14 protein-coding genes are annotated in these 11,709 nt (G+C 63.9%); 8 read left to right on the top strand and 6 right to left on the bottom strand.

The window, feature by feature from the left end:
• Positions 1–14 precede the first annotated feature (14 nt).
• On the bottom strand, positions 15–527 hold the full coding sequence (def, locus tag IEW63_RS10100) for a peptide deformylase (protein ID WP_188636499.1): 513 nt from the start codon (positions 525–527) through the stop codon (positions 15–17).
• Positions 528–663: 136 nt separating this feature from the next.
• Between def and IEW63_RS10095 the strand changes: the two genes are divergently transcribed.
• The 5 genes from IEW63_RS10095 (at position 664) to aroE (ending at position 5,230) form a co-directional block, all read left to right on the top strand.
• Positions 664–1,689 carry a LysM peptidoglycan-binding domain-containing protein gene (locus IEW63_RS10095; protein ID WP_188636498.1) on the top strand — a complete coding sequence of 342 codons (1,026 nt, stop codon included), beginning with the start codon at positions 664–666 and terminating at the stop codon, positions 1,687–1,689.
• Positions 1,690–1,753: 64 nt separating this feature from the next.
• Positions 1,754–2,875 (top strand): DNA-processing protein DprA, encoded by a 1,122-nt coding sequence (dprA, locus tag IEW63_RS10090; protein WP_188636497.1) that lies wholly within the window; start codon positions 1,754–1,756, stop codon positions 2,873–2,875.
• Between the two features lie 52 nt (positions 2,876–2,927).
• Positions 2,928–3,485: an L-threonylcarbamoyladenylate synthase type 1 TsaC gene (gene tsaC, locus IEW63_RS10085; protein WP_188636496.1), complete on the top strand. Its 558-nt coding sequence runs from the start codon at positions 2,928–2,930 to the stop codon at positions 3,483–3,485.
• Between the two features lie 33 nt (positions 3,486–3,518).
• Positions 3,519–4,424, top strand: coding sequence for an oxygen-dependent coproporphyrinogen oxidase (gene hemF, locus IEW63_RS10080; protein WP_272872595.1), 906 nt, complete (start codon positions 3,519–3,521; stop codon positions 4,422–4,424).
• The gene (aroE, locus tag IEW63_RS10075) at positions 4,424–5,230 is read left to right on the top strand and encodes a shikimate dehydrogenase (protein ID WP_188636494.1); all 807 of its coding nucleotides are present in this window, start codon (positions 4,424–4,426) and stop codon (positions 5,228–5,230) included. The genes hemF and aroE overlap by 1 nt, the downstream gene beginning before the upstream one ends.
• An 11-nt stretch (positions 5,231–5,241) precedes the next feature.
• On the opposite strand, the gene IEW63_RS10070 is transcribed toward aroE, so the two are convergent.
• A complete protein-coding gene (locus IEW63_RS10070; RefSeq protein ID WP_188636493.1) occupies positions 5,242–6,015 on the bottom strand; it encodes an SDR family NAD(P)-dependent oxidoreductase in 774 nt (257 codons plus the stop codon).
• Positions 6,016–6,203: 188 nt separating this feature from the next.
• Between IEW63_RS10070 and IEW63_RS10065 the strand changes: the two genes are divergently transcribed.
• Positions 6,204–7,946, top strand: coding sequence for a SulP family inorganic anion transporter (locus IEW63_RS10065; RefSeq protein ID WP_188636492.1), 1,743 nt, complete (start codon positions 6,204–6,206; stop codon positions 7,944–7,946).
• 106 nt (positions 7,947–8,052) lie between these two features.
• Complete coding sequence (locus tag IEW63_RS10060; protein WP_188636491.1) at positions 8,053–8,520, top strand: c-type cytochrome; 468 nt, start codon at positions 8,053–8,055, stop codon at positions 8,518–8,520.
• Positions 8,521–8,553: 33 nt separating this feature from the next.
• Here IEW63_RS10060 and IEW63_RS10055 read toward each other — a convergent pair whose 3' ends face one another.
• From IEW63_RS10055 to IEW63_RS10045, 3 genes are all read right to left on the bottom strand, one after another.
• Complete coding sequence (locus tag IEW63_RS10055; RefSeq protein ID WP_229710443.1) at positions 8,554–9,225, bottom strand: cytochrome b/b6 domain-containing protein; 672 nt, start codon at positions 9,223–9,225, stop codon at positions 8,554–8,556.
• 143 nt (positions 9,226–9,368) lie between these two features.
• Positions 9,369–9,533, bottom strand: a complete 165-nt coding sequence (locus IEW63_RS10050; protein WP_188636490.1) for a DUF1328 domain-containing protein — start codon at positions 9,531–9,533, stop codon at positions 9,369–9,371.
• A gap of 42 nt (positions 9,534–9,575) precedes the next feature.
• Positions 9,576–10,424, bottom strand: coding sequence for a BON domain-containing protein (locus IEW63_RS10045; protein ID WP_188636489.1), 849 nt, complete (start codon positions 10,422–10,424; stop codon positions 9,576–9,578).
• A 143-nt stretch (positions 10,425–10,567) separates the two neighbouring features.
• Here IEW63_RS10045 and IEW63_RS10040 point away from each other — a divergent pair, with 143 nt between their 5' ends.
• Positions 10,568–11,125 carry a DUF4136 domain-containing protein gene (locus IEW63_RS10040; RefSeq protein WP_188636488.1) on the top strand — a complete coding sequence of 186 codons (558 nt, stop codon included), beginning with the start codon at positions 10,568–10,570 and terminating at the stop codon, positions 11,123–11,125.
• Positions 11,126–11,137: 12 nt separating this feature from the next.
• Here IEW63_RS10040 and IEW63_RS10035 read toward each other — a convergent pair whose 3' ends face one another.
• A complete protein-coding gene (locus IEW63_RS10035) occupies positions 11,138–11,686 on the bottom strand; it encodes a cupin domain-containing protein (protein WP_188636487.1) in 549 nt (182 codons plus the stop codon).
• Positions 11,687–11,709 lie beyond the last annotated feature (23 nt).

Here is an 11,709-nt window from a genome sequence, read left to right as displayed (position 1 = left end):
TCAGGCAGGCGGGTTCAGGCGTTGGCCTGGGCCCTGTGCAGCTTCTCCAGCTTCTTGCGGATACGGTCCCGCTTGAGGTTGGACAGGTAATCCACGAACAGCTTGCCGTTCAGGTGATCGCACTCGTGCTGGATGCATACCGCCAGCAGGCCTTCGCAGACCATCTCGAAGGGTTCGCCGTCACGACCCAGCGCCTTGACCCGCACGCGGTCCGGGCGGGTCACCGTTTCGTAGAAACCGGGAACCGAGAGGCAGCCTTCCTGCATCTCGTCCAGCTCGTCGGTGAGCACTTCCAGCTCCGGGTTGATGAACACCAGCGGTTCGCTGTGATCTTCGGACAGATCGATGACGATCACCCGCTCATGCACGTTCACCTGGGTCGCGGCCAGACCAATGCCCGGCGCGGCGTACATGGTTTCGAACATGTCATCCACCAGCTGGCGGATGCGGTCGTCAACCACGGTGACCGGCTTCGCGATGGTGCGCAGTCGGGGATCGGGAAATTCGAGAATATTCAGTATGGCCATGTCGGTTTGTGATGCACTTGTAGAACTGGAATGAAAGGTGCTGCTAATATGCAGGCAGCTTGGAAGTATAGCTGGTCCGCATGCCGGTGTTGGCTGGGACCTGGGTGCTGACCTCTATAATAAAGGGATTCGTGTCATGAGGAAAACATTACTCGGCCTGGTGCTGCTCTCGTTGAGCATTCTTGTACAGGCGCAGGAGTCGGTGTTCAAGGATAATCACCCGCAACGGTATGAGGTAGTCAAGGGCGATACCCTGTGGGGCATCGCGGGCCGTTTTCTCAATCTGCCGTGGAAGTGGCCTGAAATCTGGCACGCCAACCCGCAGATCAACAACCCCCATCTCATCTACCCCGGCGACATCATCTCCCTGGTGTATATCGACGGGCAACCGCGCCTGACCGTCAACCGCGGGCAGGGTGGCACCATCAAGCTGTCCCCGAGCGTGCGTTCCACGCCGATGGCAGAAGCCATTCAGACCATCCCGCTGGAAGCGATCAACGCCTTCCTCAATGCCGGTCGCATCATGGATGACGCCGAGCAACTGGAGGCTGCGCCGTATGTGATCGGCGGCGAGGCGGAAAGCGTGGTGGCAGGGGCCGGCAACCGGGTCTATGCCCGTGGCGAGGTGGACCCGAACATCAATGCATATGGTCTGTACCGTCGCGGCAAGACCTATACCGACCCGCAGACCGGCGAGTTTCTCGGCATCCACGCCCAGGAAATCGGCAACGCCGAGGTGCTGAGCACCGAGCGCGACATCGCCACCCTGATGGTCAGCCGCAGCCGTCAGGAAGTACGCATCGGTGATCGGCTGCTGGAAACCGAAGAGCGTGCGGTGTCGTCTACCTTCTTCCCCAGTGATCCCGAGAACGACATCGACGGACTGATCCTCGACGTTCCCAACGGCGTGACCCAGATCGGCCAGTACGACGTGGTCATTCTCAACAAGGGTGCCCGGGACAACCTGAAGGAAGGCAACGTGCTGGCGATCTACAAGACCGGCGAGCTGGTGCGTGACCGCATCCAGAACGAGCGGGTGCGTCTGCCCGATGAGCGCGCCGGTCTGCTGATGGTGTTCCGTGTCTACGACCGCATGAGCTACGGTATCGTGCTCAACGCCCAGCGCCAGCTGGCGATCATGGACAAGGTCCGCAACCCCTGACCCATCCGGACGCCACCCTCCCGGGGTGGCGTCCTGCTTCCCCGCCTGCCCCGGATAACCTGCCATGTCCCTCGACCTGAACGATCGCCGTCAGGCCTGGCTGGCCCTGAGCCTGCTGGAGGGGCTGGGTCCGGCGTCCCGGCGTGAACTGCTCGAGCAGGTCGCCGATCCCGTTGCGTTGCTCGACAGTGATCTGCTTTCACTCAGTGCGCTGGGGGTGGGTGCACGCATCCAGCACGCTATCGTCAGGTGCCAGCAGGGCGACGAGCGCATCCAGCGCGGCATCGACCAGAGCCTGGCCTGGCTGGAGCAGCCCGGCTGTCACCTGTTGACGCTCGACAGCCCCCTCTACCCGGCATTGCTGAGACAGATCAGCGATCCGCCGCTGGTGCTCTTCGTTCAGGGTAACCCGGCGTTGCTGTCCGATCCGCAGATTGCCATGGTCGGCACCCGCCATCCCGGTCCCCATGGTGCGTCCACTGCCCGCGCCTTCGCCCGCAGCTTCACCGAGAACGGTCTGACGGTCACCAGCGGCATGGCGCTGGGCATTGACGGCGCGTGCCACCAGGGTGCGCTGGACGCCCACGGCCAGACCATCGCGGTATGGGGGACCGGGCTGGCCAACTGTTACCCGCGTCGCCACCGCAGGCTGGCGGACGACATCGTGGCGAACGGCGGCGCGCTGGTCTCCGAACAGCTGCCGCAGACCAGTCCCCACGCCGGTCTGTTCCCGCTGCGCAATCGCATCATCAGTGGGCTGAGCCTGGGCACCCTGGTGGTCGAAGCCAGCCTGAACAGCGGCTCGCTGATCACCGCGCGGCTGGCCATGGAGCAGAACCGCGAGGTATTCGCCATGCCCGGTTCGATACACAACCCCCAGGCCCGTGGCTGCCACCGGCTGTTGCGCGATGGTGCCACGCTGGTGGAAACGGTGCAGGACGTACTGCAGGCGCTCAGGCTGCCGCTCAAAGCCGCATTGCAGCAGACGGAGGAGCCGGCGAGCGCAGTGGTGAAGCACCCGCTGTGGCGCTGGCTCGGCTATGATCCGGTCACCGCCGACTGGCTGGCCAGTCAGGCTGATCTGCCGATCCATCAGGTATTGCAGGGGCTGATGGAGCTGGAACTGGATGGCCATGTACGACACACCCCGCAGGGTTATTGCAGAACTGTCGCAAACCCTGCTTGAGTGCCGGCGACGGCTCGGCTAATGTCGCCACTCGCGGATAAACGGGGGCAGCATGCTGGCAGACTGGCGTTTGGGACAGATTAGACGGGTGATCCATTCCGGTGGGGTGATCGCCTATCCCACCGAAGCGGTGTGGGGGCTGGGCTGCCACCCGCTGGATGCCGAGGCCGTGCAGCGCCTGCTGTGGCTCAAGCACAGGCCGATGGAAAAGGGGCTGATTCTGGTCGCGGCCGAAATTCAGCAGTTCGACTTCCTGTTATGGGACCTGCCCCAGGCGCAGTTCGCCAAGCTGCAGCTGTCCTGGCCCGGCCCCAACACCTGGCTGGTGCCGCACCAGGGCCGGCTGCCCCACTGGATCACCGGCAATCATGCCACCGTTGCCCTGCGGGTCAGCGCCCACCCCTTGGTGCGCCAGCTGTGCAGTGCCTGTGGTCCGCTGGTCTCGACCTCCGCCAACCCCGCCGGCCGGCCGGCGGCCCGCACCCGCCTGCGGGTGGAGCAGTACTTCCACGGCCAGCTGGACGCTATAGTGGGTGGATCTTTGGGTCCGCAGCGCAATCCCAGTATCATCCGGGATCTGCAGACCGATACCGTCATCCGCCCCGCCTGAGAGGTAACCGTGAACACCATACCCGCCGCCGACATCACCGCCGTCAAGGACTACCTGATGAACCTGCAGGACCGCATCTGCTCGGCCCTTGAGCAGGCGGATGGGCGCGCCCGGTTTGTCGAGGATGACTGGCAGCGGCCGGGCGGCGGCGGTGGGCGTTCGCGCATTCTGGAAAACGGCGCGCTGCTGGAAAAGGGCGGCGTCGGCTTCTCTCATGTATATGGCGAAGGCATGCCGCCCTCGGCCACTGCGCACCGCCCGGAGCTGGCCGGCCGTGGTTTCCAGGCAATGGGCGTGTCGCTGGTGATGCACCCGGACAATCCCCATGTGCCCACTTCCCACGCCAACGTGCGGTTCTTCGTTGCGGAAAAGGAAGGCGCCGATCCGGTCTGGTGGTTCGGCGGCGGTTTCGATCTGACGCCCTACTACGCCACCGAGGAAGACTGCATCCACTGGCATCGGGTCGCCCGGGACGCCTGCGCGCCCTTCGGCGACGACGTCTATCCCCGCTACAAGAAATGGTGCGACGACTATTTCTATCTCAGGCACCGCCAGGAAGCGCGGGGCGTCGGCGGACTGTTCTTCGATGACCTCAACGAGTGGGGCTTCGAACGCTGTTTTGCCTTCATGCGGGCGATCGGCGATGCCTATCTGGAAGCCTACCTGCCCATCGTCGAACGGCGCCGGGACACGCCCTGGGACGAGCGGCAGAAGGCGTTTCAGGAATATCGCCGCGGCCGCTATGTGGAGTTCAATCTGGTCTGGGACCGGGGCACCCTGTTCGGCCTGCAGTCCGGTGGGCGTACCGAATCCATTCTCATGTCCCTGCCGCCAACGGTGCGCTGGGGCTACAACTGGCAGCCGGAGCCCGGCAGTGCCGAGGCGCGACTGGTGGAGGAGTTCCTGCCGCCCCGTGACTGGTTGCAGGAGGAGCAGTAATGGACAGGTACGCCGTGATCGGCAATCCGATCAGCCACAGCAGATCCCCCTTGATTCATCGCATGTTTGCCGAGCAGACCGGTGAGCAGCTGACCTATGAAGCGCTGCTGGCACCGCTGGATGATTTTGCCGGCACGCTGCGCGGCTTTCTCGACCAGGGCTGCGGGGTCAATGTCACGGTACCCTTCAAGGAGCAGGCCTGGCAGCTGGTGGACAGCCGTACCGCCGCGGCAGAACTGGCCGGCGCGGTGAACACCGTACAACGTCTGGAAGACGGTCGGCTGCTGGGAGACAACACCGATGGCAAGGGGCTGGTCCGGGACATTCAGCACAACGCCGGCTTCGATCTGCGGGGCAAGCGCATCCTGCTGGTAGGCGCCGGCGGGGCCGCGCGGGGGGTGATCCAGCCGCTGCTGGAGGCGATGCCGGCCCAGTTGTGCGTGGTCAATCGCACCGTGGAGAAGGCCGAGCAGCTGGCCATGCTGTTCCGCGACCGGGGGCCGATCAGCGCTGCGGGGTTCGACTGGATAGAGGAGTCGGTGGACCTGATCATCAACGCCACCTCGGCCAGTCTTGATGGGGAGCTGCCGCCGTTGGCCCCGAGCCTGATCAGCACCGGCCATACCTGGTGCTACGACATGATGTACGGCAGCGAGGCCACCGTCTTCAACCGCTGGGCCGCCCGTCAGGGTGCGGCCCGCTGTCTGGACGGTCTGGGCATGCTGGTCGAGCAGGCCGCTGAAGCTTTCCTGCTGTGGCGCGGTGTGCGGCCTGATACCGCGCCGGTGCTGGCCGCGTTGCGCTGATCGGTGCTGCCCTAGAGGCTGTTGCTCAGGTGCCCGCCATCCACATTGATGATGGTCCCGGTGATGAATGATCCGGCCTCGCTGGCCAGCAACAACAGCGGCCCGTCCAGCTCTTCCAGCTGACCGAGGCGACGCATCGGAACCTTGCTGCGGATATAGTCCTGACCTTGCTGGGTGTCGAAGTAATCGGTGTTCATCTCGGTGCGGAAATAGCCCGGGGCAATGGCATTGACGCGGATGTCATTACGCGCCAGCTCCAGCGCCATGGCCTTGGTCAGCTGCACCACGCCGGCCTTGGCCACCGCATAATGGCTGAGCGCCGTGCCCACTCGCAGACCGAGTATCGAGGCGATGTTGACGATGCTGCCGCCCCGCCCGGCCCTGGCCATTGCCAGACTGGCGCGATGGGCGACCCGCCAGGCGCCATCCAGGTTGGTGGACAGCATGCTGCGCCAGTTGCCTTCGGTCATGTTGAGAAACATCACCGGGTCGCCGATTCCGGCGTTGTTGACGAGGATATCGATGATGCCCCACTGCTGCTCGGCCTGATCGAAGGCGGCGTTGACGCTGTCCGCCTCGGTCACGTCCATGGGAATGGCCAGCGCCTGACAGCCCCTCGCTTGCAGCTCACTGACCAGGGATTCGAGTCTGTCGATTCGGCGTGCGGTGACCACCACCCGCGCACCGGCGTCGGCCAGGGTACGGGCGAAATGGGCGCCCAGGCCGCTGGAGGCGCCGGTAACCAGGGCGGTGCGGCCGGTCAGATCGAAAGCGTGCGATGCCATACAGGGTCCCTCGTAATGAACGTCTGTCGAGTATCCCCGATCCGGCCGCCCCGCTCCAGTGAGCCGTGCCATTCTGGCCACCCCACAGCCGCTGGGGCTACACTGACAGATCGTTTGATGCCGGTGGCCAATAGCATTCGCAGTGGTATGGGGGTGACGAGAACAATGCTGATGATCGGGAAGCACGCATGAGGGACAACCCCCGATTACTGCCCCCCGGAGGGGATGGCTGGCTGGCCTGGCTGCGCAACTACCGGCTGGCGTGGCTGAGTGGTGACCTGGTGGCCGGCGTGGTCACCGCGATCATGATCATCCCCCAGAGCATGGCCTACGCCATGCTGGCCGGTCTGCCGGTGCAGATCGGACTGTACGCCAGTCTGCTGCCGCTGATCGGCTATGCCCTGTTCGGCAGCAGCATGAGCATGTCGGTGGGACCGGTGGCGGTCACTGCACTGATGACGGCTGCATTGCTGGCGCCGATGGCCAGCATCGGCAGTGCCGAATATCTGCAGCTGGCAATCTGGCTGGCGTTGATGTCCGGCGTGCTGCTGTTCGTGCTCGGGCTGCTGCGCATGGGCTTTCTGGCGAATTTTCTCAGCCACCCGGTAATCAGCGGGTTCATCAGTGGCGCCTCGCTGCTCATCCTGCTCAGCCAGTTGCCGCATCTCTTGGGCATGGACCGCATGCCGACCACGCCGGCACAGTTGGTCGAACAATGGCACCCCGGCAGTGGGCTGGCGCTCGCCATGGGGCTGCTGGCGCTGGCCTGGCTGCTGTATGCCCGCACGCGGCTGGCAGCCCACCTGCATTCCCTGGGGGTGAACCAGGCGGTGGCCGGGGTACTGGCGCGCCTGGCACCGATCCTGGTGGTCGCCGTCGGCATGCTGCTGACCGTGGGTTTCGATCTGGCCGAGCAGGGTGTACCGGTGGTTGGCAGCCTGCCCGCCGGCCTGCCCTCGCTGGTGTGGAACACGCCGCAGCTGGAGACCCTCGGCATGCTTATGCTGCCGGCTGCCCTGATCAGCCTGGTGAGCTTTGTCGAGAGCGTTTCCATCGCCCAGTCCCTGGCCCGACGCAAGCGCCAGAGCATCGACCCGGATCGCGAACTGCTGGGGCTGGGTACCGCCAACATCGGCGCCGCACTGACCGGCGGGTTTGCCGTCTGCGGCGGATTTTCCCGTTCGGGAGTGAATATCGAGGCGGGAGCAAATACCCCGCTGGCGGGGGTCGTGTCGGCGGCGGTGCTGGCGCTGATCCTGATGACCATTGCGCCGGTCTTCGCCTCCCTGCCGCTGGTGGTACTGGCGGTGGTCATTCTGGTTGCTGTCGCGCCGCTGATTGATGTGGCCGGGCTGCGGCGGACCTGGCGATATGACCGCCGCGAGGGCGCTACACTGGTCGCCACGGCGGCCGGGGTGGTACTGCTGGGTATCGAAGGGGGCATAGTACTGGGCGTCGGCCTGTCCATCGTCACCCAGCTCTGGCGTGGCAGCCGGCCGCATGTGGCAGTGGTGGGACGGGTTCCCGGCACCCAGTATTTCCGCAATACCCGGCGCCACCTGGTGGAGATCGAGCCGCAGCTGCTGGCGGTGCGCATTGACGAGAACATCTTCTTCGCCAATACCCGTGCCATCGAGCGGGCCATCTTCCAGGCGCTGTGCGATTACCCGGACACTCGCCACCTGTTGCTTATCCTGTCGGCCGTCAATCATATCGACAGTACCGGGCTGGACATGCTCGGCGAGCTGAGTCTGGGGCTCCACGAAAAGGGCATCGATGTGCACCTGGCGGAGGTGAAGGGCCCGGTGATGGATCAGCTTGCCGATACGGACTGGCTGCGCACGCTGGTGGTCAATGTCTTTCCCAGTACCCATATCGCCTTCAACACCCTCAGCGAAGCGGCTCCGGTCGCTGTGGCGAGCGCAGAGTAACACCCTGCTACCATTGGTCACTGGTCTTTTCCGGTGCTGCCCGCTATACCAGTGGCCGGCAGCGCTGCGCTGCCGGATATCCACAAGACAAGGAGCACTTCAAGTGATGAGATCCGTATTGGCCGGAGCGCTGGCCGTTGCTGTGGCTGCCGTCAGTTTCACCGCCCAGGCGGCGGTGTCCCCGGAAGACCAGATCAAGCTGCGCAAGGCGGGCTACAGCTACATGTCCTGGAACATGGGCAAGATCAAGGCCCAGGTAATCGACCAGAGCGTTGCCTACGACCAGCAGCAGATCCTGGCTGCAGCCAACACCCTGAACGCCATTGCCAACTCGGGCATGGGCGCCCTCTACGGGCCGGGCACCGACAGGCAGGTCGGCTCGCAGACCACCCGGGTCAAACCGGAGATGTTCGACAATTTCGATGACGTCGCGAAGCTTTCGGGTGATCTGAGCAGGGCCACCGGTGAGCTGGTAGCCGCGGCCGAAGCGGATGATCAGGGTGCCATCCGGACTGCCTTTGCCGCAGTAGGACAGAGCTGCAAGGGCTGCCACGACAAGTACCGCATGGACTGATGCGTAGCGGTGCGGGCCGTGCCCGCACCTGCGTTACCAGGCTGGAGCCGGGGCCGGTGGCGGCACCGGAATCCAGCTGCCGTTGGCCAGCCACACAGCGGCCGCGGCAATGCCCACCGCAATGATGAAAGCCAGCACACCGCCCCCGCGGGGCTGGGGTACCGTCTGATCCACCTCCTTCCGGCCATGAATCATCGGCCCGACCAGCTTTATGCCGCGCAGCCGGTACACGATTATCGACAGCACATGCAACCCCAGCAGCAGGTAAAGCCACCACTCGGTCTGACGGTGGAGCCGGCTCAGGGTGGCGACCAGATCGCTCGATACCGCACGGGTAAGCGGGCCGCTGAAAGCTATCTCATCGGTGGTGAACAGTCCGCTCACGGCCTGGAAGCCGAACAGCCCGAGCATCGCATAGACAGACAGTGCGCCCAACGGGTTATGACCCGGCTGCCGCCAGTGGCCGCGGACGTAGGAAGCAACTGCGCTGGGCGTGGGAACAAAGCTGGCGAAACGCGAATGGGTCGAGCCGACCACACCCCACACCAACCTGAATGCAATGAGGCCGACCACGGCCAGGCCGAACCGAGCGTGCCATTCGATCCAGCTCACACCGAGATTGATGGTAATCAGCGCACCGGCAACGGCTGCTGCCAGCAACCAGTGAAACAAACGCAGGGGCAGGTCCCAGACGGTAATCCTCACGATGCCACTCCTGGAGAACGGGCTGCCAAGCCTAAACGCTGCGGGTTGATGCGGGCAAGTGACTCAAGGTCGCAGCCATAACGGAAAACGCCCTATCTGCCATCTGGGATGGCGGATAGGGCGTTGTCTATTGCCGATGAGCGTCAGAGTCGCGGACGGCGTCCCATGACGAAGGACACGATGAACAGCACCAGGAACACGACGAACAGTATCTTTGCGATACCCGTGGCGGTGCCGGCGATACCACCAAAGCCCAGAACCGCAGCGATGATGGCAATGATCAGGAAGGTAATGGCCCAGCTCAGCATGGTGGTTCTCCTCGGTTGTCAGAAATCGGAATGTGTCGATTGTCAGCTTTCGGTTCCGCTGATCCGCAGGTTGTCCGCATTGACGGTGCGTACCCCGCGGATGTTCTCGGCGATCTCCACGGCCAGTGATTTCTCCGCGTCGTTGTCGACCTGACCGCTGAGGGTCACCTGTCCCTCCTTGGTATCGACCGAGATGTCCAGGCCGTCCAGGCTGCTGTTGAACAGGAAACTGGATTTCACCTTGCTGGTGATCCAGGCATCGCTGATCGCCCCGCCCGCATCATCTACCCGATCCCGGGCCTTGTCCGCGGTGCCGCCTTCAGCGCTGACCGTAAGGTTGTTCTCCACTCGGCGCACGCCTTCGGTATTGCGGGCCAGGCGCTCTGCCAGCTCGCTGGCGGCCTCACTGCCGGCGCGTCCCTCCAGGGTGACAATGCCGTTGCGGGTGCTGACCTTGATATCGAGACCCTCGGTATTGCGGTTCCACAGCAGTTTGGACTTCACCGTTGCGGTAGTAGTTGCATCGTTGAAGCGATCCGAGAAAGTGCGGTCGCCGTCAGCGGTGCGCTGGGCGCCTTCACCGCTGACTCGCAGCTGGTTGTCCACTTCGTTCACGCCCTCGACGCCGAGGGCGACCTGTTCGGCCAGATCCCGTTCGACATCCGACTCGACCTCGCCGGTGAGCGTGGCGACACCGTTTTCTATATCAACGTCAATGGCGAAGGGACTGAGATGCCGGTTGAGGGCGAAGGCGGTCCATACCGAGCCTTCCTGGCGGGCTTCGGTCAGCTGGCGGCTCATGTCGCCGTCGGCGGCATAAACGGACATCGACCCCAGCGTGAGGGCGCTGACGGTTGCGGTGGCTAGGGCGATCTTCTTCACTGTTCGCATCTGGGCTGACTCCTTTGTTCTTTGTCGTTATCCACCGCCGCTGATATCTCCCCTTATGGCCTCCGCACGCGGCGGTTACCATAGAACCAACATTTATCAGGGCAGTCTGATGTCATAGACCGCCATATTTCGCAGAGGTTGCCATGTTTCGTTTATCGATGTTGTTGTCCGTGGTGCTGTTCCTCGGCGCATGTCAGACCACCGGACCGCGGGCGGATTTCGACCTCAACCGGGATTTCGGCCAATACCAGACCTGGGCCTGGGCGACACCCTCGGTCACCTATGCGCCCGATGATCCGCGACTGGTGAGCGACCTGACCACCCAGCGGGTCGAGGAGGCGGTAGCCGCCCAGCTGGACGTGCGTGGTCTGCGGCCGGCGACGGACCCGGCTGCGGCGGACCTGCAGGTGCGGGCGTCGGTGGTGGTCGAAATGCGCCGGGATAACATCACTACCCACCATGGCGGCGCCTGGGGGTATTGGGGGCCCTACTGGGGCGGACCGGGCTACACCCAGACCCGCACGGTGGATTACCAGGTAATGACGGTACAGCTGGACCTCATGGATAGGCGCGATGGCCGCCTGGTATGGCGGGGCAGCGACAGTCAGCGGGTCGACGACCGCATGTCACCCATCGAACGGAGCCGGGAGATGCATGAGCGGATGGCGCGGATTCTCGGCAACTATCCACCGAACTACTGACGCGGCGTCCTATCAGAAATTGGCCGGTGTGGTTGCGCTCACCAGCTCACAGGGCTCGTTGAAGGGATTGTTGAAACGGTGCGGCAGGCTGCTCTCGAAGTAATAGCTGTCGCCGGTATCGAGAATGTGTACTTCCTCACCGACGGTGAGCTCCAGGCGGCCGCGCACGACGAGCCCGGCCTCTTCCCCCTCGTGGCAGAGCATATCCGGCCCGGCATCGGCCTCCGGCGGATAGACTTCGCGCAGGAAGGACAGCTGACGACGGGGATGATCCTTGCCGATCAGTTGCATGATCACCTTGTTGCTACCGATATCCAGCAATTCGTCGGCACGGTAGATGACCTTGCGCTGGCGGGCCTGCGGAGTATCGAGGGAAAAGAATTCCACCAGCGACATGGGAATGCCTCCCAGCACCTTCTTCAGTGAGCTCACCGAAGGGCTGACGCTGTTCTTTTCGATCATGGAAATCGTGCTGTTGGTGACGCCTGCGCGCTTGGCCAACTCGCGCTGGGACAGGCCCTTGAGCTTGCGTATGGTTTTCAGTCGGGCACCAACATCCAAGGTCGGGGTCCTCCGGGAGGTCA

The sequence above is a fragment of the Halopseudomonas pertucinogena genome (genome assembly GCF_014646575.1).
GTDB lineage: Bacteria > Pseudomonadota > Gammaproteobacteria > Pseudomonadales > Pseudomonadaceae > Halopseudomonas > Halopseudomonas pertucinogena.
This window is presented reverse-complemented; position numbering and strand designations above follow the sequence as displayed.